At 66.4% G+C, this 26,379-nt stretch carries 25 protein-coding genes; 11 read left to right on the forward strand and 14 right to left on the reverse strand.

Going from position 1 to position 26,379, the window contains the following annotated elements:
- Nucleotides 1–134 precede the first annotated feature (134 nt).
- Nucleotides 135–383: a hypothetical protein gene (locus DIZ22_RS18300; protein WP_048936768.1), complete on the forward strand. Its 249-nt coding sequence runs from the start codon at nucleotides 135–137 to the stop codon at nucleotides 381–383.
- A gap of 268 nt (nucleotides 384–651) precedes the next feature.
- The gene (locus tag DIZ22_RS18305; RefSeq protein ID WP_048936767.1) at nucleotides 652–1,053 is read left to right on the forward strand and encodes a hypothetical protein; all 402 of its coding nucleotides are present in this window, start codon (nucleotides 652–654) and stop codon (nucleotides 1,051–1,053) included.
- A gap of 28 nt (nucleotides 1,054–1,081) precedes the next feature.
- Here the strand turns inward: DIZ22_RS18305 and DIZ22_RS18310 are convergent, their stop codons facing one another.
- Nucleotides 1,082–1,741: a hypothetical protein gene (locus DIZ22_RS18310; protein WP_004209437.1), complete on the reverse strand. Its 660-nt coding sequence runs from the start codon at nucleotides 1,739–1,741 to the stop codon at nucleotides 1,082–1,084.
- A 141-nt stretch (nucleotides 1,742–1,882) separates the two neighbouring features.
- On the reverse strand, nucleotides 1,883–2,326 hold the full coding sequence (locus DIZ22_RS18315; RefSeq protein ID WP_048936766.1) for a hypothetical protein: 444 nt from the start codon (nucleotides 2,324–2,326) through the stop codon (nucleotides 1,883–1,885).
- A 145-nt stretch (nucleotides 2,327–2,471) separates the two neighbouring features.
- Between DIZ22_RS18315 and DIZ22_RS18320 the strand changes: the two genes are divergently transcribed.
- Nucleotides 2,472–3,014, forward strand: coding sequence for a hypothetical protein (locus DIZ22_RS18320; protein ID WP_048936765.1), 543 nt, complete (start codon nucleotides 2,472–2,474; stop codon nucleotides 3,012–3,014).
- Nucleotides 3,015–3,054: 40 nt separating this feature from the next.
- Here the strand turns inward: DIZ22_RS18320 and DIZ22_RS18325 are convergent, their stop codons facing one another.
- From DIZ22_RS18325 to DIZ22_RS18345, 4 genes are all read right to left on the reverse strand, one after another.
- Nucleotides 3,055–5,187 carry a PKD domain-containing protein gene (locus tag DIZ22_RS18325; RefSeq protein ID WP_122928502.1) on the reverse strand — a complete coding sequence of 711 codons (2,133 nt, stop codon included), beginning with the start codon at nucleotides 5,185–5,187 and terminating at the stop codon, nucleotides 3,055–3,057.
- Nucleotides 5,188–5,211: 24 nt separating this feature from the next.
- Nucleotides 5,212–6,192: an acyl-CoA dehydrogenase family protein gene (locus tag DIZ22_RS18330; RefSeq protein WP_048936764.1), complete on the reverse strand. Its 981-nt coding sequence runs from the start codon at nucleotides 6,190–6,192 to the stop codon at nucleotides 5,212–5,214.
- Complete coding sequence (locus DIZ22_RS18335; protein WP_048936763.1) at nucleotides 6,189–7,397, reverse strand: acyl-CoA dehydrogenase family protein; 1,209 nt, start codon at nucleotides 7,395–7,397, stop codon at nucleotides 6,189–6,191. Before DIZ22_RS18335 ends, DIZ22_RS18330 begins: the two co-directional genes overlap by 4 nt.
- Nucleotides 7,398–7,635: 238 nt before the next feature.
- The gene (locus DIZ22_RS18345) at nucleotides 7,636–7,950 is read right to left on the reverse strand and encodes a non-heme iron oxygenase ferredoxin subunit (RefSeq protein ID WP_052076579.1); all 315 of its coding nucleotides are present in this window, start codon (nucleotides 7,948–7,950) and stop codon (nucleotides 7,636–7,638) included.
- Nucleotides 7,951–8,090: 140 nt separating this feature from the next.
- On the opposite strand from DIZ22_RS18345, the gene DIZ22_RS18350 reads away from it, so the two are divergent.
- On the forward strand, nucleotides 8,091–9,236 hold the full coding sequence (locus DIZ22_RS18350) for an acyl-CoA dehydrogenase family protein (RefSeq protein ID WP_048936761.1): 1,146 nt from the start codon (nucleotides 8,091–8,093) through the stop codon (nucleotides 9,234–9,236).
- A complete protein-coding gene (locus DIZ22_RS18355; protein WP_122928504.1) occupies nucleotides 9,236–10,150 on the forward strand; it encodes an acyl-CoA dehydrogenase family protein in 915 nt (304 codons plus the stop codon). Before DIZ22_RS18350 ends, DIZ22_RS18355 begins: the two co-directional genes overlap by 1 nt.
- 70 nt (nucleotides 10,151–10,220) lie before the next feature.
- Here the strand turns inward: DIZ22_RS18355 and DIZ22_RS18360 are convergent, their stop codons facing one another.
- The 3 genes from DIZ22_RS18360 to DIZ22_RS18370 form a co-directional block, all read right to left on the reverse strand.
- Nucleotides 10,221–11,141: a TIGR03619 family F420-dependent LLM class oxidoreductase gene (locus tag DIZ22_RS18360; protein WP_122928506.1), complete on the reverse strand. Its 921-nt coding sequence runs from the start codon at nucleotides 11,139–11,141 to the stop codon at nucleotides 10,221–10,223.
- 19 nt (nucleotides 11,142–11,160) lie between these two features.
- A complete protein-coding gene (locus DIZ22_RS18365) occupies nucleotides 11,161–12,543 on the reverse strand; it encodes an aromatic ring-hydroxylating dioxygenase subunit alpha (RefSeq protein ID WP_048936758.1) in 1,383 nt (460 codons plus the stop codon).
- A 103-nt stretch (nucleotides 12,544–12,646) separates the two neighbouring features.
- Nucleotides 12,647–13,810, reverse strand: coding sequence for a CoA transferase (locus DIZ22_RS18370; protein ID WP_048936860.1), 1,164 nt, complete (start codon nucleotides 13,808–13,810; stop codon nucleotides 12,647–12,649).
- A 164-nt stretch (nucleotides 13,811–13,974) separates the two neighbouring features.
- Between DIZ22_RS18370 and DIZ22_RS18375 the strand changes: the two genes are divergently transcribed.
- The 5 genes from DIZ22_RS18375 (at nucleotide 13,975) to DIZ22_RS18395 (ending at nucleotide 19,492) form a co-directional block, all read left to right on the forward strand.
- Complete coding sequence (locus DIZ22_RS18375; protein ID WP_048936757.1) at nucleotides 13,975–15,141, forward strand: acyl-CoA dehydrogenase family protein; 1,167 nt, start codon at nucleotides 13,975–13,977, stop codon at nucleotides 15,139–15,141.
- Between the two features lie 10 nt (nucleotides 15,142–15,151).
- Nucleotides 15,152–16,033 carry a CoA ester lyase gene (locus DIZ22_RS18380; RefSeq protein WP_048936756.1) on the forward strand — a complete coding sequence of 294 codons (882 nt, stop codon included), beginning with the start codon at nucleotides 15,152–15,154 and terminating at the stop codon, nucleotides 16,031–16,033.
- Nucleotides 16,030–17,277, forward strand: coding sequence for an acetyl-CoA hydrolase/transferase C-terminal domain-containing protein (locus DIZ22_RS18385; protein WP_048936755.1), 1,248 nt, complete (start codon nucleotides 16,030–16,032; stop codon nucleotides 17,275–17,277). The genes DIZ22_RS18380 and DIZ22_RS18385 overlap by 4 nt, the downstream gene beginning before the upstream one ends.
- A complete protein-coding gene (locus tag DIZ22_RS18390; protein ID WP_048936754.1) occupies nucleotides 17,277–18,056 on the forward strand; it encodes an enoyl-CoA hydratase-related protein in 780 nt (259 codons plus the stop codon). The genes DIZ22_RS18385 and DIZ22_RS18390 overlap by 1 nt, the downstream gene beginning before the upstream one ends.
- 74 nt (nucleotides 18,057–18,130) lie before the next feature.
- Nucleotides 18,131–19,492 carry an aromatic ring-hydroxylating dioxygenase subunit alpha gene (locus DIZ22_RS18395; protein ID WP_048936753.1) on the forward strand — a complete coding sequence of 454 codons (1,362 nt, stop codon included), beginning with the start codon at nucleotides 18,131–18,133 and terminating at the stop codon, nucleotides 19,490–19,492.
- Nucleotides 19,493–19,658: 166 nt separating this feature from the next.
- Here DIZ22_RS18395 and DIZ22_RS18400 read toward each other — a convergent pair whose 3' ends face one another.
- From DIZ22_RS18400 to DIZ22_RS18410, 3 genes are all read right to left on the reverse strand, one after another.
- Nucleotides 19,659–20,933 carry an amidohydrolase family protein gene (locus tag DIZ22_RS18400; protein ID WP_037508167.1) on the reverse strand — a complete coding sequence of 425 codons (1,275 nt, stop codon included), beginning with the start codon at nucleotides 20,931–20,933 and terminating at the stop codon, nucleotides 19,659–19,661.
- Nucleotides 20,926–21,792, reverse strand: coding sequence for a helix-turn-helix domain-containing protein (locus DIZ22_RS18405; RefSeq protein ID WP_004209457.1), 867 nt, complete (start codon nucleotides 21,790–21,792; stop codon nucleotides 20,926–20,928). Before DIZ22_RS18405 ends, DIZ22_RS18400 begins: the two co-directional genes overlap by 8 nt.
- Before the next feature lie 77 nt (nucleotides 21,793–21,869).
- Entirely contained in the window at nucleotides 21,870–22,853 is a 984-nt protein-coding gene (locus DIZ22_RS18410) for an AMP-binding protein (RefSeq protein WP_122928508.1), read from the reverse strand.
- Nucleotides 22,854–22,926: 73 nt separating this feature from the next.
- On the opposite strand from DIZ22_RS18410, the gene DIZ22_RS18415 reads away from it, so the two are divergent.
- Nucleotides 22,927–23,874, forward strand: a complete 948-nt coding sequence (locus DIZ22_RS18415) for an enoyl-CoA hydratase/isomerase family protein (protein WP_048936751.1) — start codon at nucleotides 22,927–22,929, stop codon at nucleotides 23,872–23,874.
- Here the strand turns inward: DIZ22_RS18415 and DIZ22_RS18420 are convergent.
- A complete protein-coding gene (locus DIZ22_RS18420) occupies nucleotides 23,836–25,230 on the reverse strand; it encodes an amidohydrolase family protein (RefSeq protein ID WP_048936750.1) in 1,395 nt (464 codons plus the stop codon). The two genes, DIZ22_RS18415 and DIZ22_RS18420, sit on opposite strands and share 39 nt — an antisense overlap.
- Nucleotides 25,224–26,378: a CoA transferase gene (locus DIZ22_RS18425; protein WP_048936749.1), complete on the reverse strand. Its 1,155-nt coding sequence runs from the start codon at nucleotides 26,376–26,378 to the stop codon at nucleotides 25,224–25,226. The genes DIZ22_RS18420 and DIZ22_RS18425 overlap by 7 nt, the downstream gene beginning before the upstream one ends.
- Between the last annotated feature and the right edge of the window lies 1 nt (nucleotide 26,379).

Here is a 26,379-nt window from a genome sequence, read left to right on the forward strand (position 1 = left end):
AGATCGCGTCATATTATGCGTGTGGGCGAACTAGCGCTTCGGTTCCGCCAATATCCCCTGTCCTACACGGCGATCCTCTGATCTACCCTGGGGAATGACACAGTCCATCCCCGCCCGCGCAGCCCGCGCCGGCCATCTTCACCCCCGCCCGCTGGACCCCGGTCCGGCAGCGGACCTTCCTGACCGCCCTCTACCAAAGCGGCAGCGTGGCGCAGGCCGCGCGCATGGTCGGCATGTCGCCGTCCAGCGCGCATCGCCTGCGCCGTCGCCTCGCCGGCACGGCCTTCGACCGGGACTGGGGCAACGCGCTGGCGCTCCATGCCCAGGCGATGGCCGACCCGATCGCCACCCAGCTTCGCCCCCAGGCCGCGACGCGGCGCTGAGGCATATCGGTGCAGAACAGGTGCAAAGCTGTCGCGTCACCGGGGCATCATGGGCGCGTTATGCGTCGCCCCGGTGGCGCGTTCTGATGCAGAGCAGGCGCGTGGGTGACGCGCGGCCGGTGCAAAAGCGGCGCAAATCGCCCGAAAAGGCCGATAACGCTGTGAACTTCGGGCGTGACCCTGCGCCCTTCGTCCGTGCCGCCTTGCGGGATCACGGAAAATATGAGAACAAATAACGAACATGATTCGTCCTCAGGGGAGGAAGTCCATGGTTCATCGTCTCGCTTCGTTATTGCCGCTGCTGCTCGCCGCGATCATCGTCGGCGTGCCCGATCCGGCAGCCGCCAAGCCCGATTTTGCCCACGTCACCACGCGCGAACAGGCGGAGGCGCTGGTGGCGACCGGGGCGCTGGTGCGCATCTATCTCTTCCCGATCCGTCTGGGCGGGCCGAGGCGCAAGGCGAATATCAGCTATGTCCCACCCGAAGCGGGCGCCGCGCTCGACCAGATTAGCGGCACGCTACAGCGCTTCACCCGTGAGGGGCTGGTCGATCAGTTGAGGATCATACCCGAATATCGCGGCTCCAGCTTCGTGCCGACGCGCATCAACATGCATGCCACCCATAGCGGGCAGGAGGGCGGCTTCCATCCGAGCATCGCGATATGGTGACGGTCGACGCGCAGCAGGCGCCGCCGGTTCAGGCTTCCAGCATGCGCAGGGTGCGGCGCTTCTTCCAGTCGAGCACCACCTGGATGCGCATGCTCCAGCTGCCGTCCCAGTCGACCGCCAGATCATGCGCGTCGAGCTGGGCGGCGATCCGCCGGCCGATGTCGAGCGCCGCCGCCTCGCCCGCTGCGCAGGCACCGTAATTGAGGTAGAGCGCCTCGCCCTCCACCGCCGCCTCGGTGTCCTGCATGTGGAAAAAGGCATAGCCCTCGGCCGGACGCCCTTCGCCGATCGCTTCCTCGATCTCGTCCCAGATCTCGATCGCGCCGCAACTGCCGCAGCAGGTGAAATTCTGCCGCGCGATCACGCCCTCCGCCTCCAGCGCAGCAAAGGCCGCGTCCAGCCGGTCGCAATCGGTCATGTCGGGCCAGGCCTTTTCGGCGGCATTATGCTCGGCCAGCGCCTGACGCAGCGCGGCCGATGCCTCGCGGCGCAGGGTCGGGCCGGGCAGTTCCTCGACGAACGTGTCGTGGGCGGCGGTCAGGATCGCGTCATCGTCATGAAATCCCCCGGCGACGTCGCGCCAGACCTGGTCGCGCAGCGCGGCGAGCGGATCATAGGGGGGAAGGGCGGGTTCTTGCTCGGGGGCGTTGGTCTTGCCGAAGATTCGATTCCACAATGCGCCGAACATGCGTTTGCCTGCCTCCCGCGATGCACTTTACTCCGCCCAACATGGCGTGGCTTCGGGCAAAGGAAAAGGGGGCATTTGACCCATGAATCGCGACAGCTTCACGGTCCACCGCAGCGATGCCCCCAAATGGCCTGCCGATCCTTATGGCGCGGGTTCCAGCACCACGTCCCAATGATCTTCCGTCACCGCCATGCGCTTGGCCTCCTCGGCATCGAACGCCGCCTTGTCGGGGAACATCCGCGCCTTGGCCGCCGCCATCGCCGCCTTGTATGCTTCGCCAGCGCCCACGCCGTCGGCGCCATGCTTGTAGACGATGGTGGTGCGCACGTCCCACCGCGTGCTGCCGCCCATATGGGTGAAGGGCATCTCGACCGTGACTTCGCTGATATAGCCCTGCCGCATCATCTCGCGCAGCAACGCTTCATGCTGCTTGTGATAGGTGGTCAGGAACTGGCCCATCCCGCCCCATTTGACGCGGTAGTAATTTTCCACCTTCAACGGGCCGTCGGCGGGTGCCGCGGTCTGGGCGGTGGCGGGCGCGGCGGCCAGGCTGGCGAGCAGGATCAGGGCAGGGGGGGAACGCATCGGGCAGGGGCCTTTCGCAATCGAAGATCATCTGCCCCTACAGACGGATCAGCCGCCAATTTCCGCGCCCGTGGCGCAATCGCGCTTGCTCGCTGCCGCGTCCCGCCCCACCATGGGGTCATCCCTACCGCGCAAAGGACCGCCGATGACCCGCCACCGCCTCTGGACCGTCCTGACCCTGCCCGTCCTCCTGTCTGCCGGGCTGGCCGCCTGCAGCGGTCAGAAGAGCAGCCCGGCCGACAATGCCGCCGACAATGCGGTCAACGCGGTCGAAAATGCCATGGCGAACGCCGCCAACGCGACCAATGCCGCCGCTTCCACAGGGGACGCCTTCAGCCATTATGTCGGCAAATATCCCTTCGACAAGGTCGGCGCCCATAGCTGGAATGACGATCCCGCCGTGGTCGCGGCGGTGAAGGCGGCGGTCGCGGACAAGGCGGTGCGCAAATGGGTGCTGGAAGAGGGCGGCCCCGCTTCGCCGATCGCGACCGTCGACGGCAAGGTCGCGGCCTGGTCGTGCGAGACCCATAATTGCGGCCCGCACCAATGGCTGACCCTGGTTGATCCGGCCAGCGGCACGGCCGAGGTCTGCTATTATGACGAGGCCGTCGATGCCCAATCGACCCGCTGGTTCAAGGCCGGCAAGGAAGAAAAGCGTCCGGGCCAATGCCCTGACGTGTCGAACTGACGGGACAGGGGCGCCACATGATGCGGCGCCGCCTCTGCCGCTATTGGACGACGACCCGCACCCGGCCCAGATTCTGGATGCGGGCATAGGGTGTGGCGGCGTCGCCCTTGCGCTCCGACGCGATGCGCAGCGCGGGGAAATAGGTGCCGGGCGCGGCGAAGCTGTGGCGCGTGGTCAGGGTCAGGCCGTTGCCCGATCCGGCGGGCAGCTTCGCCTTTTCGGCAAAGGCGCCGCTGCCGTCAAAATCCCATTCCGCCGACACGATCCGACCGGTGCCCGGCGGTACGCTGATGGTCGCGCGGAAAGTCACGGCAGCGCCCGGCTTCACGACGGCTTTCGCGCCGCCATTGGCGGTGACGCTGGCGACCGGCTGGATCCCGCCGCGCACCGCCGCATCGGCCGGCACGATCACCTGGCCATTATCGATGCGATAGGCAGTGTTGGCGGGCGGGGCGACGCCCTTTTCCACCCAGGCGGACAGGTCGCGCAGCGCCTGTTCCAGCATGCCCAGATAGCTGACCGTGCGGGTCGGGTCTTCCTGATGGCTGCTGTCGCCGTGCAGCGCATGATCGGTGAACCAGATGCGGAAATTCTGGTCGGCGCTCGCGCCCTGCGCAGCGATCACCCGCTGGCGATACCAGTCGCCCTGCCAAGGCATGGCTTCGCGATCCCACAGATTTTCGACCAGGATCATCTTGCCCCGGAACTGCCCGGTCATCGGTGGCTGGCCCAACGGCTTGCCGGTGGTCGCCGCAGTGAAAAGCTGGCCGAGCAAGAAGGGTCGCTGGGGATAGAGCGGCTTGCCATCGGCCCCGCGAAACTGATCCCAGACCGGATAGCCGGCGTCGGCCGGCGGCACCTGATGCCAGTGATAGGTTTCGGCAGCGAGGAAATTGCTGTTGTCGACCCGCACCTTGTCGCCAGCCTTCAGCAGGTCGACCACGGCATCGTCCACCACGCCCAGAATCACGACATCGCCAGCGATGCGGTTGATCGTCAGCCGCTTGCCCTGCGCCGCGCCCGACCCGACGATCAGGTCGCCGCCGACGAAATAGGTGGCGGGTGGCGGGCTCGACAGGCGGAAGGCGACGATACGCTGTGCCGCCCGACCCTGTAGCGCGGCAAAGGCATTGTCGACATTGGCCGCGCCGTCGGTGATGCGGGTGTCGAGCTTCAGGTCCGCCGCCTGCGCCGCGCTGATCGGTGCAGCGATGGTCGCATCATGCTGCAGCCGATAGCCCTCGAAACTCTTGGGATCATCATGGCCGAGATAGCCCGGCTTGGTCCAGAAATCGGTGAAATAGCCGGCATCGGCCATCACCATCCCGCCATAGAGGGCGGCAAAGCCGTGGATGCCCATCGTCTTCCAGCCGAACCAGCTGGGCGTCGGGAAACCCATCGCCGTCACCTCGCGCAACACCGACGCCTGCTGCGGCGTTAGCCCGGCATAAGGATCGCCCGAGCCGCCCGGCTCGACCGCGTCCAATATCTGCGGGAATTTGTCATTGAGCACCCGCATCGCGCGCATCCGCACGGAGAACATGTTGGGCGGCGCCATCGGCGATCCCAGCACATAGGGGACGACGCCGTCCCACACGCCGGTGGTATTCTCGATCGAGCCGACGGTGCGGAAGCCGCCGCCGCTGCCGCCAAAGGCATAGCCATAGGGGCGCTTGCCGCCGTACATCTGCTGCGCGACGACGCGCGAATAGCGGGCCGATGCAGCATTGGCGCGATAGGCGGCGATGGTGAAGTCATTGGGCTTGCCCGGCATGCCCACCTGGTCGCGGCCGCCGCCATTGGTCTCGACATAATAGCCGCCCGACGCGATCGAAAAGCCGATATAATTTTCCTCGCCATCGGTCAGCTTCTGCGCCAGATTCTCGTCATCCGGGACCGGCGTGATATGCTGGAAGAAGCGGCCCTGATAGTGCGCCTTGTCGGGGAAATAGAAGGAGAAACGGGTCTCCGTCCCCTTGAACCCGCCATGGACATAGCGGTGCCGCACCGGCGCATCGCGCCATTCGTCGATGTCGATATAGGGCTGGGTGAAGAGCGGGTCTTCGGCGGCGCTTGCAGGCCCGGCAGGTGCGCTGCCCTGCTGCGCCCCCGCCATGCCGGCCATCAGTAGCGCTGACAGGGCTGTCATGCCCATTGCAATCGATCGACGCATCGCTTCCTCTCCCTTTTTGCCGGTTCAGGCTGCAGCCTCCAGCGCCGCCCTGCCCATTTGTTCGTCCCAATGATCCGCATCGCCGCCGAGCGCGCCATTCAGCATCGCGCGCTTCAGGAACAGGTGACAGGGATGCTCCATGGTGAGGCCAATGCCGCCATGGAGCTGGATCGCCTCTTCCGCGACCAGTCGATAGACGGCGCAGGCCAGCGCCTTGAGCGCGCCCAGGGCGATGATATCGACGTCGGCCTGCTGCGCCCGGCTCCAGAACAGGGCGTCGGCGGCGGTCAGTTGCGTCCGCATGTCGGCGACGCGATGCTTGAGCGCCTGGAACAGCGCCAGCGGCCGATCGAACTGCTGCCGCGTTTCGAGATAGGCGACGGTCATCGCCAGCGCCGCCTCCGCGCCGCCCAGGCTGTCGCCCGCCAGGCAGAAGAGGCGCAGCGCCTCGATCCGATCGGCCAGCGCGCGGGCGGCATCGCCCTCTGCCAAGGTAAGGCCCGTGCCTTCAAGGACGACATCGAACAGGCGACGGCTCTTGTCCCATCCGGCGCGATAGGTGACGGCAACCTGCTCGGCCGGCACCAGTGCCACCCGATCGTCGGTGACGTGCAAAATATGGCTGGCGGTATCGGCATCGGGCACGCAGGTCAGCCGGTCGGCGCCGTCCAGCCCACCCGCCAGCGATGCGGTCATCACCTCGCCGGCCATGGCGTCGGCGATCAGCGCGTCGCGCTCGGGCAGATCATCGGCCGCCGCCAGCGCCTCGATCGTCAGCATCTGCGCCAGCACGGGGCCGGGCACCAGCGCCTTGCCCATGCGCTGATGGATGACGCCCGCCGCCTCGCGGCCGAGGCCAAGGCCGCCCAGATCCTCCGGCACGCCCATCATCAGCCAGCCCATCTCGGCGATCAGCGCCCAGCTCTGCGCCGCATCCGGGGCAAGCTCGCTCTGGCCGAACGCCTTGTCGGCCGCATCCTGCACTTCCGCGCGGGTCATGGTCATGCCGCGCCCTCCTTCAGCGTCCAGCTCTTGGGTTCGCGCGGCATGCCCACCAGTCGTTCCGCGATGATGTTGCGTTGCACCTCGTCACTGCCGCCGGCGATGGTCCAGGCATAGCTGTTCATGAAATCGGCCATCCAGTTGCCGGTCTCCATGCCGCCGCCAAAGGTGATCGGGCTGTGATATTGCGCCTCTATGCCGCCCAGCCGAATCCCGAGCGATGTGAACTCTCGCAGCGTGCGGGAGTAGGACAGCTTGACGATCGACGCGTCGCCGACCCGCTCGATCCCGGCGATGCGGTTGGCGAGGAACTGGTCGGCGACGGCGCAGGTCGCATCCACCTTGGCGCTCAACCGGCCGAAGTCGCGGACTATGCCCTGATCGTCCTGCCGGCCCTGCGCGCGGATCAGGTCGCCGAGCCGCCACAAGGCGCCACGCAGCCGGGCGCTCAGTTCCAAGAGGGTCAGGCCGCGTTCGGACGAGAGGGTGGATTGCGCCACGGCCCAGCCCTGGCCTTCCGCGCCCAGCCGGTCCGCGACGGGAATCTCGACATTGTCGAGGAACAGCTCGGCAAATTCCTCGTCGCCATGTATCTGATGGATCGGCCGCGCGGTGACGCCCGGTGCCTTGAGGTCGAGCAGCAGATAGGTGAGGCCGGCCTGTTTCGGCCCGTCATTGCTGGTGCGCACCAGCAACAGGCATTTGTCAGCGAACTGGCCCATGGTCGACCAGAGCTTCTGCCCATTGACCACATAATGGTCGCCGACCCGCTCGGCGCGGGTGCGAACATTGGCAAGGTCCGATCCGGCATTGGGTTCGGAAAAGCCCTGGCACCAGATTTCGCCCGCCAGGATGCGCGGGATCAGCAGCGCCTGCTGCGCCTCGCTCGCCCATTCAAACAGGGTGCAGGCGGCATGATAGGTCGACATGAAGGACAGCAGCAGGCGCGGTGTATCGGCGCGCGCCAGTTCCTCATAGAGGATCTTCTGTTCGGCAAGCGAGCGGCCGCCGCCCGGCCATTGGGCCGGCCAGTGCGGCACGGCATAGCCGCCCTCGACCAGCTTGGCGAACCAGTCGCGCTGGATCTGCAGGAAGGCGGCCTCGCTGCTGCTGCGCTCGCGCCAGCCGTGCGGCGCATTGTCGGCCAGCCACTGGCGCACTTCCTGCCGCAGCCTGTCGAGCGCATCGGTCAAAGCCTGCCCCTCCATCCCGTTCCGGTTCCTCTCATCCCCGACGCTAGGCCCAATTGCGCCGCCCCCCGCAAGATGGCGGCCGGCGATATCCCCAAGGCGATGGCTGGTAAGCCCTTCCTTCGATCGGACACGCAACGACGCAACCACCTCCTCCGTCATCCCGGACTTGATCCGGGATCCATTCAGCGCTCGCTCTCAACCGTAGTGCCAAATGGATCCTGACCTCCGTCAGGATGACGAAAAGGGAACAGGGCTAGATCGCCACCTCGATCATGTCGTCGACGATGCGGACCGGATAGGTGGCGATCGGTTCGCTCGCCGGGCCGGTCAGCGGCGCGCCGGTCTCCAGGTCGAACCGGGCGCCATGCGCCGGGCAGGCGATCCAGCCCAGGCGAATACGACCGCAGGCGAGCGGTTCGTCGGCATGGGAACAGAGCGCGGCGATGGCATGAATCTGCCCGTCGCTGTTGCACAACAGGATAGTCCGTCCGTCGATGGTCACGCTTTTGGTCTTGCCCAGCGGCACCTCATCCAGGGAGGCTGCCATTTTGAAATCGCGCTCGCTCATGCCCGAAAGCTGCCCAAGCCGGTGGAGCGCGGCAAGGCCCGGCCCACGCCCATCACCGGGGCGTTCTCTTGCCCGCCGCCCTGTTGCGGCGCGCTGCTCTTCAGTATCGCATCCCTGTTCGGCAGGGGATGCGTGGACCAATGGATTTTGAATGGACGCAGGAAGAAGAGGCTTTTCGCCAGCGGTTGCGCGACTTTCTCGCCGCGACGCTGCCGCAGGATTGGGAACGTTTCTCGCAACATGGCCCGGCCTCCCCGGCGCTGACTGACTATGCCCGCACCTTTTGCGGGCGCCTGGCCGACGAAGGCCTGCTGACCCCGCACTGGACCAGGGAGATTGGCGGCCAGGGCCTCGACCCCTGGCATCAGACCATATTGGCCGAGGAAATGTGGATCGCGGGCGAACCGCGCGGCGGCCAATATATGAACGTCAACTGGGTCGGGCCGACATTGATCCGCTACGGCTCGGACGCGCAGAAGGCGCGCTATCTGCCCGCCATCACCGGCGGCCGGGCGCTGTGGTGCCAGGGCTTTTCCGAACCCGGATCCGGCTCCGACCTCGCCTCGCTGCGCACCCGCGCGACCCGCGACGGCGATGTCTATCGCGTGTCGGGGCAGAAGATCTGGACCAGCTATGCGGGCCTTGCCGACACCTGCTTCCTGGTCTGCCGCACCAGCGACGATCGCAAGCAGGGCATTTCCATCCTGCTGGTGCCGATGGACACGCCCGGCATCACCGTGCGGCAAATCCCCTCGCTGATCGGCGAAGGCGATATTCACGAAGTCTTCTTCGACGATGTCGTCGTGCCGGTTGAGGCGCGGCTGGGTGCGGAAGGCCAGGCCTGGGAAATCATCGGCTATTCGCTCACCAATGAGCGGCTCGGCATTCCCCGCTATGCCCTCGCCCGCGCCGCGCTCGACCGGGCGGTGGCGCTGCTCCAGACGCAGGGCGAATTTGCCGGCGAGGCGGTGCGGATCGAGGCCGCCCATGCCGCCGCCCTGTGCGAAGCGGCACGGATGGCCAGCTATGCGATCGTCGACCGCCGCTGCCGGGGCGAGGTGATCGGCGCCGAATCCAGCTCCGCCCGTTTCGCCACGGTGATGGCCGAACGGCGGGTATGCGAATTCATCGTCGAATATCTGCCGCAGGCACTGGCCGACGCCCACCCCTATCTCAAAATGCATCATCAGCGCGGGATCGTCGCGGGCATCGCCGCCGGCGCGGCGGAGATCCAGCTCAACATCATCGCCAGTGATGTGCTCAAACTGCCGCGGGAGCCGCGCTGATGGACCTGTCCCTTACCGACGACCAGATCGCAATCCTCGACGCGATCGACACGTTGACCCGGCCCTATGCCGGCGCGACGCTGCATGAGGCGGGCTTTGCCCTCAGCAGCGAGGCGCTGGACCGCGACCTCGCCGAAGGCGGCTTCCTCGACATCGGTTTCGATCCCGATCTGGGCGCGATCAGCGCCGCCTTGGTGGTCGAGCGGCTGGCACGCCTGCCCCAGACGATGGAGGCAGCGGCCAGCGCCCTCATCCGTCCGCTGCTGGGCGACGCGACGTCGCGCCCGCTCTGCCTGATGGAGGAGGGGAAGGCGCATCGTCCGGTCCGCTTCCTCGCCCCCGGCGCGACGGTGCTGCTGGTCGGACCGGACCGGGTGCGCAGCTTCATCGCCGGCCCCGACCATGTCCGGGCCGAACCCGAAGCCCTCTACGCCTATCCGATGGGCAGCCTGATCGCCCAGCCGGACGATCTTACCGATCATGCCGTGTCGGCCGACGATGTCCGTACCCGCTGGCGCGTGGCGCTGGCGGCGGAGGCGGCGGGCCTGCTCGCTGCCGCGCTCGACAGCACAAGCACCTATGTCACCGATCGCCAGCAGTTCGGCCGCCCGCTCGCCACCTTCCAGGCGCTGCGCCATCGCCTGGCCGAGGCGCAGGTGCGCGCCAACGGCCTCTACTGGCTGGCGATGAAGGCGGCGGCCACGCTCGATGCCGGCGACGCAGCGCTGGCGGCGCTGCACGTGCAGGAATCGGCGCGGACCAGCGTCTATGATTTCCACCAGTTCCTCGGCGCCATGGGCATGACGCTGGAACATCCGCTACACCTGTGGACCTATCGGCTCAAGGCGCTGATCGGCGAACTGGGCGGGCGTGGCGGCCAGGCGCTCGCCGCGGCCGATGCGCTCTGGGGTTAGAATCCTTGAGAGAGCCTGATTCACGCCATCGGTGAAAGCGCGGTGCGCTTTCACCTCAGACGATCAGGCTCTAGCCCAGCTTGGGCTTGATCTCCTCGATCACCCAGCGGGCATAATCCTCATATTCGCTGATGCTGCGCACCGCCGGGATCGGCACCGAACTCATGGTGACGCCCAGCGTCGCGAACCAGCCGAGCCGGTCGATGATCTCCGGTGCGGTCATACCCGGCCGGGCGCGCGGATCATCGACCACGGCATGCCCCTCGCCGACCCGGCTGGTGGCAAAGCCGTACATCACGTCGAACGGCCGGCCGTCATAGCCGGGCTGCGACTTGATGAAGTCGATCTTGGCCGGGATATCCTCGGGTTTCGTCAGATAGGGCCACCAGCCGCTGGCATGACGGGCGGCGCGCCTGAGCACGGCGTCGGCCTCCCCGCCCATCCAGATCGGCAGATGCGGTTGCTGCACCGGGCGCGGGGCAAAGGCGACATCGTGGAAAGAGACGAACTCGCCCTCGAATTGCGGATCATCGCTGGTCCACAGCTCGACGATCGCAGCCAGATATTCGTCGCACATTCGCCCGCGCTGGTGGAAGGGGACGCCGAGCAAGTCGAACTCCTGCTCCAACCAGCCCGCGCCAAAGGTCACCATCGCCCGACCGCCCGACAGCCAATCGATCGTCGACAGCGCCTTGGCGGTGATCGCGGGATGCTGCAGCGGCAGGATCGCGATCGAGCTGTTGATGCGGATGCGGCTGGTCGCGCCAGCATAATAGCCCATCGCCGCATAGGCATGGAAATGATGCGGCCCCGACAGGTCGACATGGGCGCGCGGGATCAGGAAATGTTCCGGCACGCTGATCATGTCATAGCCGAGTTCATCGGCCCGCCTGGCCAGCCGCGTCTGGTCCGCCCCAGTGACCGACAATTCCCAGGGCTGCATCGTCGCCTTCAGCTCGATCAGCCGCGGCATGCCGAAGGCGAATTTCATGACCCCGCCTCCCGCCGGCTCAGAAGCCCAGGTCGAGCACCGGCCCGTCGAAATTGCCGGCCAGCTTCTGCGTCGCGGCGCTCAGCTTGTCCATGGGTTCATGCCGGATATAGCCGTCGATGATCCGCTGATAATTGCTGATCAGCCCCTCGATCACCTTGGACAGGCGCATGAAGTCGAAACCCTCGGCATGCAGCCCCTTCTGCTGCAGCGGGATGTTGGAATAATCCTGACGCGGGATCATCGGGAACTGATCGCTGTCATAAGGCAGCATTACCGGCTCCATCACCACCGGCGGCTCTTGCCCCTCGGCGAAATGGGTCAGCGACCATAGCTCGAACATGCAGCTTTCCGGGCCGAGCGGGCGGATGCGATAGGCCGCCATGCTGGAGAGGAAGGGCAGCAGGAAATAGTTGGGGAAGATGAACTCCACCGACTTGACCGGGGTTTCCACCGCCAGCTTGTTGAGATCGGGCGTGGGTTCGCCGCGTGCCTGCCCGGCCTGGGTCACGCAATGATTGACCATGCCGAACCAGTGCATGATCGCCTGTTGCGGGTCTTCGGGCAGTTCGACGTCGATCAGCGTGCGGGCGACCGCGACATCCTTGGCATGGCACATGCCGGCCATGCCCTCGCTCAGCAGCTGCATATGGTCGACCTGGTCGACGATATTTTCCTTCATCGACCGGTTGGGATTGATCGGCACGCCAATCCCGCCGGTGTCCATGCCGTACATCATGTTGTAGAGGATCGGCACCTTCTGCTGCAGCTGCGGATGGGTGCGCATGACATGATAGCCTTCCATGAAGGCTTCCATCGCGACCTTCCAATTGGCCGGCAGCACCGTGCCGAAACACCATTCGGCGCGCATCTTGTCGGCATTATAGGCGTCGAGCCCCACCGCGAGCGGGCCGAGCTGTTCGCGCAGCGAGGGCGCGTCATCGTCGAAATTGATGAAGACGCAGCCCATCTCGATCTCGGTGCGGCACGGGCGCAGGGCCAGATCCTGCTCGTCCAGCTGATGCTCGGAGAACATGTGCCGGCCATAGACGAAGGTATTCTTGCCCTCGATATTCCAGCGCCAGCCATGGAAGGGGCAGATGAAGCCCTTGCCCTTGCAATTGCCATGGCTGCCCTCGGTCAGCGGCACGCCGCGATGGCGGCAGGCATTATGAAAGGCGCTGATCCCGTCCTTGGTCCGCACGATGATGACGGACTTGCCCAGATTGCTATATTCGATCCAGTCGCCGACCTCGGGCACCTGCTCCACGCGGCAGGCCATCTGCCAGACATGGGGCCACAATTCCTCGCATTCGCGGCGATAGAAATCCGCGTCATAATAGCGTGCCGTGGGAATGCGCTCGGGATCGCTGATTTCCAGCGGGAAGCCCGCGCGCGTCATTTCAGCAGCCTCAACCATGCCATGCCTCACCCAGATTTCTTGCTTGGATGAAGTGGTATAGGGCGGGCCGGGGAGCGCCAAGGCAGCGCCCCAACCCATCGCCCTACCGATGGACGGCTGCGCCCAGTTCGTCCAGCACTTCGCGACTATGCGCGCCCAGTTCCGGCGCGCCGCCCGCGACCCGACCGGGAGTCTGCGAGAACCAGGTCGGCACGCCGGGGAAGCGCACCGGCCCTTGCGGCGTCTCCACCGTCTCGAAAAAGCCGATCGCGTTGAGATGCGCATTGTCGAACAGTTCGTCCGTGGTGCGCAGCGGCGCGGCGGGGATATGCAGCGCCTCCAACAACTCAAGCCATTCCTGCGTCGTCCGCTCGGCGAAGGTTTCGCCGAGCAGGCCATAGACCCGGTCGATCTGCTTTGCGCGCTTGGCCAGCGTGTCGAACTCCTCGGTCGCCCAGGGCGGGTTCACCGCCGCGACGAAGGCGTTCCAATGCTTGTCATTATAGACCAGCGCGGCGACATGGCCGTCCTTGGTCGCATAGGGCTTGCGGTTGCGGGCGACGACGCGGTGATAATGGGCCGGCCCTAGCGGCGGCTCGAACAGCATGCCGCTCGCATGTTCGGTGAGCATGAAGGACGCCATGGTCTCGAACATGGAGACTTCCACCTCCTGCCCCTCGCCGGTGCGTTCACGGTGGAACAGCGCCATCATCGTCGCATAAAGGCCAGTGAGGCCCGCCACCTTGTCGGCGATGATCGTTGCCATGAAATCGGGCTTGCCGGTCATCAGCTGTTGCAGATGCGGGATGCCGCATTCGGCCTGGATCGTGTCGTCATAGGCGGGCTTGTCGCCGTTCGGCCCGCGTCGGCTATAGCCATAGCAATTGGTGTAGACGATGTCGGGCTTGATCGCCTTCACCGCCTGATAGTCGAAGCCCAGCTTGGCGATCGCCTTGCCGCGCATCGAATGGATGAAGACATCGGCGGTGGCGATCAGCGCGCGCAGCGTCGCCTTGTCCGCCTCCTGCCGCAGGTCCAGCACCAGGCTGCGCTTGCCGCGATTGACGTTGGTGAAGACGCCGCCCAGCTCGGGCGTCGGCCCGGCATTGATGTAGCGCGTGGCATCGCCCGCCGGCGGTTCGATCTTGATCACGTCGGCGCCCATGTCGGCCATGATCTGGGTCGCATAGGGGCCGAATACCATCGCCGTCAGGTCCACCACGCGGATCCCGGCCAGCGGCCCTTTCGGCATGTGCGTCGCGTCCATCATCCTCTCCCCATAACTGCCTTGGGGCTAGGCCAAGGGCGCGGCGAAATCCACGCGCAACCCCTTCGCCCCACCGATATGTGGGGCCGCCCGATTGTGCGCGCGGGAGGCCGGATGATACCCGCAGGCGATCATCCAGACGCCAGCAGAAGGCCCCCTGAGACGTGGATTTTGCCCTGACCGAAGACCAGAGGAACATCCGCGACGCGGTGTTCCAGCTCTGTGCCCAGTTCCCCGACGATTATTGGCTGGAACGGGACAGGGATGCCGTCTTCCCGTTCGATTTCCACCGGGCGATGGCCGACGCCGGCTGGCTGGGCATCGCCATGCCCGAAGCCAGCGGCGGCGCGGGCCTGGGCATCACCGAGGCCGCGATCATGGTGCAGGCGGTGGCGGAAGCGGGCGGCGGCATGACGGCGGCGTCCAGCATCCACGGCCCGGTCTTCAGCCTGGAGCCGATCGCCCTGTTCGGCACGGCCGAGCAGCAGCAGCGGATGATCCCGCCGATCATCTCGGGCGCGGAGAAGATGTGCTTTGCCGTGACCGAGCCCAATACCGGGCTCGACACCACCAAGCTCAAGACCAGAGCCGAACGGGTCGAGCGCGGCTATCGCGTCAATGGCGAGAAGATCTGGATCACCAACGCCCATGTCGCCGACCGGATGATGCTGCTCGCCCGCACCACCCCGCTCGATGAAGTGAAGAACAAGACGCAGGGCCTGTCGCTCTTCTTCACCAAACTCGATCGTGACAGGATCGAGCATCAGCTGATCCCCAAGATGGGCCGCCACGCGGTCGGCTCCAACATGCTGTTCATCAACGACCTCTTCATCCCCGAGGAGGATCGGATCGGCGAGGAAGGTCAGGGCTTCAGGATCATCCTCAAGGGGCTGAACCCGGAGCGCATCCTGCTGGGCGCCGAAGCGATCGGCATCGGTCGCAACGCGATCCAGCGCGCCGCCCGCTATGCCCGCGAACGCATCGTCTTCGACCGGCCGATCGGAATGAATCAGGGGATCCAGCATCCGCTCGCCAAATGCTGGATGCAGCTGGAGGCGGCGAACCTGATGGTGATGAAGGCCGCCACCCTGTTCGACAAGGGCGAGGAATGCGGCGTGGAGGCGAACAGCGGCAAATATCTCGCCGCCGAATCCGCGTTCGAGGCCTGCCATACCGCGATGCTGACGCTGGGCGGCATGGGATATGCCCAGGAATATCATGTCGAACGGCTGCTGCGCGAAGTGCTGATCCCGCGCACGGCCCCGGTCAGCCCCCACATGATCCTCAATTTCATCGCCGAAAAGGTGCTGGAATTGCCCAAATCCTATTGAGGCGAAAACGATGACGCTGCCGATCAAGATGCGCTCCTGGCTGTTCGCGCCGGGCGACAGCGAGAAGAAAATGGCCAAGGCAGCGGACAGCGCCGCCGACATCGCGCTGTTCGACCTGGAGGATGCGGTCGCGACCGAGAACAAGCCGCTCGCCCGCCAGATGGTGCATGATTTCCTCGCCGCCAGGCCGGAAGGGCGCGAGCGGCTGTGGGTCCGGGTCAATCCGCTCGACGGCCCCTATACGCTCGACGATCTCGCCGCGATCATGCCGGCGCGGCCGGGCGGCATCATGCTGCCCAAAGTCTATGGCCGGCAGGATGTCGAATTGCTCGACCATTATCTGACCGCGTTCGAGGCGGCGCATGGCATCGAACGGGGATCGACCCCGCTGATCGTGCTGGTCACCGAAACGGCCGAAGCCATGTTCCATACCGGCGATTACAAGGGCGCGCCGCGCGTGGTGGCGCTGACCTGGGGCGCGGAGGATCTGGCCGACTCGATCGGTGCGAGTTCCAACCGCAATGCCGATGGCAGCTATGGCTTCACCTATGAACTGGCGCGCTCCATGTGCCTGCTGGGCGCCGCCACCGCCGGCGTCACCGCGATCGAGACGATCCAGGGCGATTTCCGCGACTTCGACGGGCTGAAGGCACGCGCCGAAAAGGTGCGGCGCGACGGCTATCGCGGCATGCTGGCGATCCACCCGGCGCAGGTCGATGTCATCAACGCGGCCTTCACCCCGACCGAAGAGGAGATCGCCGAAGCCCAGGCGATCGTCGACATCTTCGCCGCCAATCCCGGCGTCGGCGCGATCGGCTACAAGGGCGGGATGCTCGACCGGCCCTATCTCAGCCGCGCCGAGCAGTTGCTGCGCCAGGCGGGGGCGTCGTGATCGACCTCACCCCCTATCTGCGGCGCGGCGACCGCATCGTCTTTGGCCAGGCCTGTGGCGAGCCGGTCAGCCTGGTCAGCGCGCTGATCGAGCAGGGTGCGCGGATCGGCGACCTGTCCGCCTTCATCGCCACCAGCTTCTCGGGGCTCTTCACCCCCGAAAGCGCCGACAGTTTCCGCCTTTCCTCCATGGGCGCGATCGGCGCGCTGCGATCGATGACGAAAGCCGGCAAGCTGCAGGTCATCCCCGTCCATGTCAGCCAGGTCGCGCCGATGATCACGGCCGGCATCATCGGCTGCGACGTGGCGATGATCCAGCTCAGCCCGGCCGACGCCAACGGCCACCATAGCTGCGGCCTGATCGGCGACTATGTCCGCGCCGCCGTGGACAAGGCGCGGGTGGTGATCGCGGAGATCAACGAAGCCGTGCCCTATGTGCCGGGCGAGCTGATCCCGGCCTCGGCGATCGACGTCGCCATCCCCGTGTCGCGCCCGCCGGTCGAGGTGGCGCCCGCGACAATCAGCGAGACCGACGAGGCGATCGCCCGCCACTGCGCCGCCTATATCGGCGACGGATCGGTGATCCAGACCGGGGTCGGCGCGGTGCCCGACGCGATATTGCGACTGCTGGGCGACCGGCGCGACCTGGGCGTCCATTCGGGCATGCTGGGCGACGGGCTGGTGGACCTGGCGGAGGCCGGCGTGCTGACCAACGCCCGCAAGGAAATCGACACCGGCGTCTCGATCAACGGCGCGCTGATCGGCACCCGCCGCCTCTATGACTGGGCGCATAACAACCCGGCCATCCGCATGTGCGCGACCAGCTACACCCATGATGCCGCCGTGCTGGGGCGCTTATCCCGCCTCGTCACCATCAACAGCGCACTGGAGGTGGACCTGACCGGCCAAGTCAATGCCGAACAGTCGGGCGCGGCCTATCTGGGCGGCACCGGCGGCCAGGTCGATTTCGTCCGCGCCGGCGCCCGCTCGCCCGGCGGCTGCTCGATCATCGCTTTGTCCGCCTCGGCCAAGGGCGGCAGTTTGAGCAAGATCGTGCCAGCCTTGTCCGGCCCCGTCACCACCGCACGCAGCGATATCGACATCATCGTCACCGAATATGGCGCGGCGGAACTGAAAGGGCAGACGCTGGCCGAACGCACTCGCCGCCTGATCGCCATCGCCGACCCCATCTTCCGCGAGGAGCTGGAGCGGTCGGCCCATATCATCCAGCAGAGGGGGTATTGATGCCCGACGCTTCAACCGATCCTGTCCTGTTCGAGGCGCGGCCCGACGGCATCGCCATCCTCACCATCAACCGCCCCGACCAGCGCAATGCCCTGAGCCGCGACGTGCGCGAAGGGCTGCGCGCCGCCTGGGACCGGTTCGAACATGATCCGGCGCTGCGCGTCGCCATCCTGACCGGCGCGGGCGACAAGGCCTTCTGCGCGGGCGGCGACCTCAAGGAAATGGTCGACACCGGCATGACCGTGCCGCCGCGCGCCATGTTCCCGCTGCCCTATGACAGTATAGAACTCAGCAAGCCGACGATCGCGGCGGTGAATGGTGTGGCTTTTGCCGGCGGCTGGATGATCGCCCAGGCCTGCGACCTGTGCGTTGCCAGCACGGCCGCGCGCTTCGCCATTACCGAGGTGAAGGTCGGGCGCAGCTCGCCCTGGGCCGCGCCGCTCATCCACATGATCCCGCAGCGGATCATGATGGAGATCATCCTGACCGGCAAACCGATCACCGCGAGCCGAGCCTACGAGATCGGCCTGGTCAATCGCTTGGCCGAGCCGGAAGCGCTGATGCAGGCGGCGCTCGATCTGGCCGCGGAGATTTTGGAGGGTGCGCCCTTGTCGGTGAAGGCCGGGCGCGACACGGTGATGCTGGCGACCGAGATGGGCCGCGCCGCCGCGCTACAGGCTGCCCGCGCCGCCTCCGAATATACTTATCATAGCGAGGACGCGCAGGAAGGACCGCGCGCCTTTGCCGAAAAACGCACGCCGCAATGGACCGGGCGCTGAGTCCGACTGTCTGAAATCGTCAAGTCCGGGTGACGCGGGCATGGCAAAAGGGTGAAATGGAGAAGGAATAGGCCATGAACGAGATCAGCAGCATCGGCACGCCCGGCGAGGATCTGATCGAGCCGGTCGTCGTCCCGGTCGAAGCCTATGTGTCGAAGGACTATGCCCGCGCCGAGCAGGACCGGCTGTGGCGCAAGGTCTGGCTGCAGGCGGCCCGGCTGGAGGATATTCCCGAGGTTGGCGATTTCGTCACCTATGACATTCTCGAAGACTCGGTCATCATCATGCGCACCGGGCCGGATGAGCTGAGCGCCTATCATAATGTCTGCCCGCATCGCGGCCGCCGCCTGATCGACACGCCCGCAGGCCAGCGCAACGCGCGCGGCAACCGCAAGTCGATCATCTGCGGCTTTCATGGCTGGACCTTCGACCGCCAGGGCCAATGCACCTTCGCCAACCATGCCGATGACTGGCAGGGCAAGCTGACGGCGCAGCGCACCGCGCTTGGCAAGGTCAGCGTCGACACATGGGGCGGCTGGGCCTGGATCAATCTCGATCCCGATTGCGGCCCGCTCGCTGAATATCTGGGCGTGGTGCCCGACATGCTCGATCCCTTCGGCCTCCAGAATATGCGCTATCGCTGGCGCAAATGGATCATCTTCGACTGCAACTGGAAGGTCGCGATGGAGGCGTTCAGCGAGACCTATCATGTCCAGACAACCCATCCCGAATTCAACGCCTTCGGCGAATTTCGCGGCTGGGCGCGCAAACATGGGCTGCACACCAATATCGGCTATGAAGCGCCCAAGAATATGGACGAGAACCAGGCCAAGCTGCGCATCGGTTCAGGCGAAGACCCGCGCCTGTCGACCGCGGAAATGCAGCTTTTCACCTGGGAAAATGCCAATACCAACACCACCATGACTTTGGTCGCCGCCGCCCAACGCTTGAAGGACGAACTGCCCGAGGGCACCCCCGCGCCGCAGGTGCTACAGCACTGGCTCGCCACCGCCCGCGCCGACGATGAACGGCGCGGTGTCTTCTGGCCGGTGGTCGAACCCGCCCATACCGCCAAGAGCGGCACCGCCTGGCAGATCTTCCCCAATTTCCAGATCGGCCATGCCGTCAACAACATGCTCTGCTACTCCGCCCGCCCCTATGGCGCGGATCCGGACAAGTGCATTTTCGAGGCGGCGGTTTATGAACTCTTCCCGGACGCGGAAACCCCCGCGACCGAATGGGAATATACCAGCGCGGAGCAATGGCCGCCGGTGCTGCAACAGGATTTCACCAATATGCAGGCGGTGCAGCAGGGCATGAAGAATGTCGGCTTCCGCGGCACCCAGCCCAACCCCTATATGGAGCGGGCGGTAGCCAGCCTGCACTATAACCTGTCCCGCTACATGGGGACTGGCGCACCAAAGCCGCTGGACTGACCGACATTGCCGCGATCATGGCCCTTCGCCGCCGATCATCTGTCTGGCGGCGGAGCGCTTTCGCGTCTCCATTTTCACCAATGACTGTCTTCGACGACCGCCCTCCAATGGAAAGGGGCGCTCCCGGCAGGAGCGCCCCTTTCCGTTTTCATCCTGATTGCGCCCCTCAGAAGGGCAGCTTGTAGAGGTTCACCGCATTGTCCTGCAGCACCTTCTTCTTCACTGCGAAGTCGTAGCCGCCCAGCACATCGGTCAGATGCGCCTGCACGCCCGGATAGAGCGAGGTCGGGTGCGGGAAGTCGGTTTCGAACATGACCTTGTCGACGCCGATCGTTTCCAGCAGCAGCTTGGGCGCGACCTTCTCGAACCAGAAGGTGACCCAGAAATGGTCGCGGAAATATTCCCAAGGCCGCTTGTTGAGCAGGCCGACCTTGCTCGGCAGCATTTCGTCGAACTGATGCTCCAGCGCCTCGATCGCGAAGGGCACCCAGCCTGCGCCGCTCTCGATCAGGCCGATCTTCAGCTTGGGATGACGGTCGAGCCGGCCCGATACCATCCAGTTGCCCAGCGTCGCGGCATTGCCGATCGAGAACATGGTCGCGACAACCGACAGCGTCTGTTCAAAGCCGAAGCCGTCCCAGGTCAGCGTATTGGGGTCGATCGCCGCATTGAGGTGGAAATTGAGCGGCAGGCCTTCGGCCTCGCACATTTCCAGGAAGGGGGTCCAATAATCATGCAGGAAGCTGGGCACGCCGACGCGCTCGGGCGTATCGGGCAGCACGAAGCCGCGCAGGCCCATGTCGACGCAGCGCCGCGCTTCGGCCTCCATCGCCTTCTGGTCCCAGAAGGGCAGATGGGCCATGTTGAAGATGCGTTCGCCCGACACCTGCTGATATTCGGCCGATGCGTCATTATACATCTGGATGATCGCGACCGCGAGATCGGGATCGCCCAGCGACATCAGCGATCCGGCCTGGGTCACGCCCGAATTCTGGAAGCCGATCTGGGCATAGATGCCCATATCGTCCATCGCCTGCAGCCGTTCCTTGATCAGATGGCCACCCGGATGCGCCTGCGCCAGCTTGGGGAAGGCAAGACGGCCGAGCAGCTTGTTGTTGTCGGCGCGGATGACGTTGCCGCCCATCGATCCGAAATTGCGGTCGCCCACATACCAGCGTTCGACGCCGTCGGCGTCCTGCTTCACATAGGGCACCTTGGCCTTGTACTTGGCCGGCGCGCGCGAAGTGAAGAGGTCGGGCGCCTCGGTGATATGGGTGTCGGTATCGACGATCTTGATGCCGGCCAGCGACGGGTCGAGCCCGCCCGACTGGGTGCTATAGTCGACCTCGCGGATGACGCCGCCTTCGGTATAGCCTTCGGCCGACCAATATTTGCGCGCGGCCTGGGCGTCGGCGACGTCCTTGTCCTTCACATCAGCCATGCTTCACCTCCAGCGCGCCCTGCCAGCTGGCGGATTCGAAGATCGGCTGGACGGAGGCGGCCGGCGACTGTTCCTCGACCGAGCGGCGGACCGCTTCGCTGAGCGTGCGCTGCAGGCCGGCGGCGTCGATCTGGTCGGAGGGTTCATAGACGAAGCCGATCGCCAGCGGCTGGCCGTCGGGCATGTGGGGCAGCAGCATGGCGGTGACGTCGGCGATCGAGCCAAAGCCGGCAAAACCGCTGATATGCCCTTCGTCACGGCAGCGCTGCACCTGGCCGGCGACGTCGGCGAAGACAAACTTGCGCTCCTGCGGCGCTTCGGCATTGAGGCGACGGATCAGGCCGTCGCGGCGCGGCTGCTGCACGGTCGACAGCATCAGCAGACCGGCGGCGGAGTCGGTCAGCCGTTCCTGGCGGCCACCGGCCAGCCCGTTATTGGCCGAGGTGCGCAGCGCCTTCTTACCGGCGCGCCAGTGAACGATCTGGATGTTGAGGCCGACCATGCCGAACACGGCAATGCCAAGGCCGGTCTGGGCCGACAGGCGATCGATCAGGCCGTTGAGGACGCCATCGCGCACCATGCGCGGCTGGATCGCGGCACCCAGCATCGCGGCGCGCGGGGTCGGCGAATAGGCGCGCGAACCCGGATCCTTGTGGAGCAGGCCCAGGTCGACCAGGCTAGACAGCAATTCGGACGTGCTCGACTGCGGGCGGTCGAAGCGACGGACAATGTCCATCACCGTCGCCTGCGGATGATCCTCGTCGAAAAATTCCAGTACCTCGACCACGCGCTTGGCGATCTTCGCCTTGTTGGACTCGGTCTTGGCTACCCTCGGCTTATGGGACTCGATCAGAGCCATGGTTCCTCTCCTTCGTTATTGAACATGGTTGTTCACTAACGCCGGGAAGCTGTCAACAAAAAATGAGACGCCCTCGTTTATGTGATATTCTCTGTCTCATTCTGCGTTTCCGGCGACATATTCGCAAACAGCGCCTGCAGCGCGCGGCGATCGGTCTTGAGCGAGGCCGTGCGCGGCAAGTCCCTGACGAACAGCCATTTTACCGGAACATGGGTGGCAGGAAGATGCTGGCGCACATGCGTTTCCAATGCTGCGATCGCAGGTGCAGCAAAATCGGCGTGAAGCCGGATCGCGGCCGCCGGCACTTGCCCCAGCCGGTGATCCGCCATGCCTGTCACCGCCGCTTCGGCGACGGCGGGGTGCAGCATCAGCGTGCGTTCGATCGACTCGGGCAGCAATTTGAAGCCGCCGCGGATGATCGCCCCGTCCGCCCGGCCGCGCAGGAACAGGAAATCATCGGCATCGATCAGCGCGATGTCGGACGTGCGGATCCATTCCGGGCCGATTCGCGGCGCAATGACTTCCAGCAGACCTTCGGTGTCGGGTGGTAGCGGGACGCCACTGTCTGGATCGACGACGCGTAGCTCAACACCCGGCATGGCGCGGCCGACCGACCCGATCTTGCGAGATCTCCATTCGGCATGGAGCGCGGCGGTCAGCACCGCGCGAATCTCCGGCCCGATATCCTCGGCAAAGGCGACCAGCGCGGCGGGCGCCATGCGCGTCAGGTCGCGGGCGATCGCGGCGTCCGACTGAAAGGCATAGATCATGCGGATCGTCCGCTCCTGCGCGATCAGGCCCAGCAGCGCGGCGAGCGCCGCCGGCCGATTGCGCGCGACGAAGGCGACCGGGGCATCCGCCGCAATGCCGCTGGCATCCATTGCCGCATCGATCTCTTCGGCTACTGCGCGCAGCGCTCCCCAAGCGATCCATTCGTCCTCATAAAGGATCGCTGCCTGATCGGCGGGCCGTTGCAGGGCGGCGGCGGCGAGCGCGCGCAGACTGGGGTGATCCGTCTCCATGGCGCGATATTGCGGCAGGGCGCGGCGCTGGTCAGCCATTGTCCGCAACGCCCTGGCGATCAGTGCTGCGTCCGCCTTTGCCGCGCTTCGGCCCGGTCCTACCCTGCCACCCATGTCCGGCCCTGCCGCCCTGATCGACCCCGATGGCCTGACCCTTCCTTGGACCGGGGATGCGCAGCCCTATGGGCTGGTCGATCTCGACCGCGCGCCGCGCAGCGATGCGCCGTTGCACCTGCCACCCTTTCCGCTGCTGGGGATCGGCGATCCGACGCACCCGCTCGCGCCCCGGCTTGATGCGCTGATCGAACTGCCGGTCTCGCTCGGTGCGATCACGCAGCAGATCATGGCCCAGCCCGAAGCGGCGCGGGTGCTGGTGCAATTGCTGCGGCTGATCGACGGGCTGGATCCGGCCCAGGCGCTGGTCGCGGAATCGCTCGCTTATGGCCTGCTTCAGGGCAGTGCCGGCCATGCCCGCTGGCTGGCCGCGCAAGTCCCCGCGCCGGTGCAGTCGCCCGGCGCAATCAAGGTCGATCGGGACGGCGACCGGCTGGCGATCCTGATCGATCGGCCCGATGCCCATAATGCCATCGACCGCGATCTGCGCGACGGGCTGCGCGCGGCGTTCGACATTGCCGCGTTCGATCCCGATATCAGCCATGTCAGCCTGCGCGGCGCGGGCCGCAGCTTCTGCACCGGCGCGGACCTCGGCGAATTTGGCACCACGCGTGATCCGGCGACCGCGCATGACATAAGGATGCAGACATTGCCGGCCCATGCGCTGCTGGGATGCGCCGATCGGCTGTCGGTCCATGTGCAGGGTGGCTGTGTCGGCTCTGGCCTGGAAATGGCGGCCTTTGCCGGGCACATCACAGCCAGCGCCGACGCCTGGTTCCATCTGCCCGAACTGGCGATGGGGATCATTCCTGGCGCAGGCGGCTGCGTCTCGCTCAGTCGCCGGATCGGGCGTCAGCGCACGGCGCTGATGATCCTGTCGGGCAAGCGGATCAACGCCCGCACGGCGCTAGGCTGGGGTCTGGTCGATGCCATCATGGACGACTGATCCGGCGATCCACGTCATCGCCACATCCTCCGCCCGCAGGCGGTCCCGTGCCTGCGCCCAGGGACGATCCAGCAGGCATAGGTCGGCCGGCGCGCCGACGACCATGCTGCGTTGCCGGCGCAGATCCAGCGGATCGGCGAGATAGAGGGCCAGCGCCGCTTCGGGCGTCAGCGCCTCGTCCTGCCCGATGACCGCGCCACTCTCCGTCCTGCGCGACACCGCCGCGCGCATCGCCGCCCAGGGATCGGCGACGCCATAGGGCGCGTCGCTGCCCGCTGCCAGCACCAGCCCGGCGCGGGCGAAGGCGTCCAACCGATAGAGCAAGGGCCGCTCGCGCGGTTCGACATCGCGCAGATAGTGATCGCCGCGCTCGGCGATGAAATGCGGCTGGCTCACCACCTGCACGCCAAGCTCGACCATCTGCTCCAGCAGCGCATCGGGGGTGATTCCGGCATGTTCGATCCGGTCGCCCGGCCGCGCGCCGGCCTGTGCCAGCGCGGCGAGGGTGAAGACCAGTTCGGTCTCGGTCGTGCAATGGCTGGCGATCGCTCGCCCCTGCTCATGCGCGGCGCGCAGGAAGGCGACGCACTGGTCGAAGTCGGGCAGGGCATTTTCATGCAGGTGCAGCTTGGCCGGGCCGACCGCGATGCCGGCCGGCGGCGGCGCATCCCCCAGCGCCAGCGTGCCGGCGGCAACCAGATGCTGCGGCAGGTGCCCGGTCGCGCGCTCGGCGGCGAACCAGGCAAGGCTCGCGCCGTCATTGCCCGGCGACATGTCGGTAACGCCGGTGACGCCATGGCGGGCCAGTTCGCGCCCCACCGTGTCGAGGGCCGGCGGCGTGCCGCCCAGCACCCGGCGCAGCCAGCCATCCTCGTCGAACAAGCGTCCGGTCCAGCGCCCGTCGATCCGCTCCAGCCCCGGCGGCGGGGCGTCCAGTGCCAGCAGCAGATCCAATGCCCGGCTGTTGAGCAGCCACATCCGCCCCGACCGATGCTGGATGCGCACCGGCCGGTCCGCCTGCCACCGGTCGATCGTCAGTGCATCGGGCAGGCCGGCGACGCTCTCATGATAGCCGATGCCGCGCAGCCAGCCCTCGCCCGGCTGCGCCAGCGCGGCGGCCAGATCGGCTTCGCTGGTCACGGCCGGCGGTCCGCAGGGCAGGGAGGCACGGGCGACGGCATGTGCGGCAAGATGGATATGATGGTCGTGCAGGCCGGGCAGAAGGGCGCCGCCGCACGCATCCATCACCGCTTCGCCGGGCAGAGGGGCCAGCGCGCCGATCGCCGCGATCTGCCCATCGGCGATACGCAGGTCGGCCCGGCCCACGCCCCATAGTTCGGCGTCGCGGATCAGCATAGCCAGGCCTCATTATCCTGCCCCAGCGCCGCAACCGGTCCCGTGGTTCGCGACGCAACGGCAGGAAAGGCAAGGCCCTCGGCGGCGGCCCAGCGTTGCAGCGTCGCGGTGAAGCCCGCGTCGTCGCGCGCCCGTTCCCAGCCGATCGCCTCGGCCACCACGGCGCTCATCGACAGCAGCAGATGCGCGCCCGTGCCTTCATGCCATTGCGCCAACGCCTGCCGCGCCGCATGGAGCCCGGTCAGCGGGTCGGCGCAGGCATCGCCGCCAAAACCGATCCGTCCGCTTGCCTGTCGCAGCGCGGCGCTGAGGCCGCCGGCGACGCTGCAATCATCGCCAAAGCCGATCCATTGGGCGGCGTCGCCCTCCGCGCCATGGCCGGTGATCGTCACCCAGACCAGCCCCGGCACGTCGCGCACCAGCGCATCGGCATCGATCCCCAGTTGCGCCAGCGCGCGGGGCCGGGCGGCGGCGATCACCATGTCGGCCCGGCGGATCAGCGCGATCAGCGCCGCCCGATCCTCCGCGTCGCGCAGGTCGATCGCGACATTGGCCTTATACTGGTTCAGCCGCGCGAACAGCAGCGGATCGCCAGCGCGCATCCGGTCGGGCCGGTTGCGGCTCTCCACCTTGACGACCTGCGCGCCGGCCAGCCCCAGCAGATGCCCCGCCAGTGGCCCGGCCCACAGCGCCGACAGGTCGATCACCAGCGGCGGGCGGTCGCGCTTCGGCCGCGCACCCCCTGTCATCGTCAGCCGGCAGGCCGGGCTGGCCGGCACCTCATCGATCGCCGCGATCGCAAGGCCGAGCTGGCGCCCCTGGGCCACGATCTCCGCCATCCGCGCAGTAGCGAAAGCCGTGACAATATCGCTGTCACTTTCGATGCTAGCATCACCGAACAGGGCCGGCATCAGGTCCCGGTCGTCGGCCCGTGCTAGGGTCAGCGCAACCTGTCCGTCGATCGTGTCGTAGAGCCGGCATCCCCCACCGGCCGAACGCCGCCCCGGTATGGAAAAGCCATTCAGCGCCGCCCGTTCGCCCAGCAATTGCGCGCCGCTTAAACCATCCAGCGCCGGCGTTCCCGCCAGCGCCCGGATCGCCTCCAGTTGCATCTCGGCCCAGCCGGCAAGCGGCAGGGCGAGAGCCATG

Source organism: Sphingobium sp. LF-16 (genome assembly GCF_003711185.1).
GTDB lineage: Bacteria > Pseudomonadota > Alphaproteobacteria > Sphingomonadales > Sphingomonadaceae > Sphingobium > Sphingobium yanoikuyae_A.

Coding starts and splice junctions, on each gene's coding strand:
- DIZ22_RS18305 (WP_048936767.1), top strand. CDS start 652: ATGGTTCATCGTCTCGCTTCGTTATTGCCGCTGCTGCTCGCCGCGATC.
- DIZ22_RS18310 (WP_004209437.1), bottom strand. CDS start 1,741: ATGTTCGGCGCATTGTGGAATCGAATCTTCGGCAAGACCAACGCCCCC.
- DIZ22_RS18315 (WP_048936766.1), bottom strand. CDS start 2,326: ATGCGTTCCCCCCCTGCCCTGATCCTGCTCGCCAGCCTGGCCGCCGCG.
- DIZ22_RS18320 (WP_048936765.1), top strand. CDS start 2,472: ATGACCCGCCACCGCCTCTGGACCGTCCTGACCCTGCCCGTCCTCCTG.
- DIZ22_RS18325 (WP_122928502.1), bottom strand. CDS start 5,187: ATGCGTCGATCGATTGCAATGGGCATGACAGCCCTGTCAGCGCTACTG.
- DIZ22_RS18330 (WP_048936764.1), bottom strand. CDS start 6,192: ATGACCATGACCCGCGCGGAAGTGCAGGATGCGGCCGACAAGGCGTTC.
- DIZ22_RS18335 (WP_048936763.1), bottom strand. CDS start 7,397: ATGGAGGGGCAGGCTTTGACCGATGCGCTCGACAGGCTGCGGCAGGAA.
- DIZ22_RS18345 (WP_052076579.1), bottom strand. CDS start 7,950: ATGAGCGAGCGCGATTTCAAAATGGCAGCCTCCCTGGATGAGGTGCCG.
- DIZ22_RS18350 (WP_048936761.1), top strand. CDS start 8,091: ATGGATTTTGAATGGACGCAGGAAGAAGAGGCTTTTCGCCAGCGGTTG.
- DIZ22_RS18355 (WP_122928504.1), top strand. CDS start 9,236: ATGGACCTGTCCCTTACCGACGACCAGATCGCAATCCTCGACGCGATC.
- DIZ22_RS18360 (WP_122928506.1), bottom strand. CDS start 11,141: ATGAAATTCGCCTTCGGCATGCCGCGGCTGATCGAGCTGAAGGCGACG.
- DIZ22_RS18365 (WP_048936758.1), bottom strand. CDS start 12,543: ATGACGCGCGCGGGCTTCCCGCTGGAAATCAGCGATCCCGAGCGCATT.
- DIZ22_RS18370 (WP_048936860.1), bottom strand. CDS start 13,810: ATGGACGCGACGCACATGCCGAAAGGGCCGCTGGCCGGGATCCGCGTG.
- DIZ22_RS18380 (WP_048936756.1), top strand. CDS start 15,152: ATGACGCTGCCGATCAAGATGCGCTCCTGGCTGTTCGCGCCGGGCGAC.
- DIZ22_RS18390 (WP_048936754.1), top strand. CDS start 17,277: ATGCCCGACGCTTCAACCGATCCTGTCCTGTTCGAGGCGCGGCCCGAC.
- DIZ22_RS18395 (WP_048936753.1), top strand. CDS start 18,131: ATGAACGAGATCAGCAGCATCGGCACGCCCGGCGAGGATCTGATCGAG.
- DIZ22_RS18400 (WP_037508167.1), bottom strand. CDS start 20,933: ATGGCTGATGTGAAGGACAAGGACGTCGCCGACGCCCAGGCCGCGCGC.
- DIZ22_RS18405 (WP_004209457.1), bottom strand. CDS start 21,792: ATGGCTCTGATCGAGTCCCATAAGCCGAGGGTAGCCAAGACCGAGTCC.
- DIZ22_RS18410 (WP_122928508.1), bottom strand. CDS start 22,853: ATGGCTGACCAGCGCCGCGCCCTGCCGCAATATCGCGCCATGGAGACG.
- DIZ22_RS18415 (WP_048936751.1), top strand. CDS start 22,927: ATGTCCGGCCCTGCCGCCCTGATCGACCCCGATGGCCTGACCCTTCCT.
- DIZ22_RS18420 (WP_048936750.1), bottom strand. CDS start 25,230: ATGCTGATCCGCGACGCCGAACTATGGGGCGTGGGCCGGGCCGACCTG.
- DIZ22_RS18425 (WP_048936749.1), bottom strand. CDS start 26,378: ATGGCTCTCGCCCTGCCGCTTGCCGGCTGGGCCGAGATGCAACTGGAG.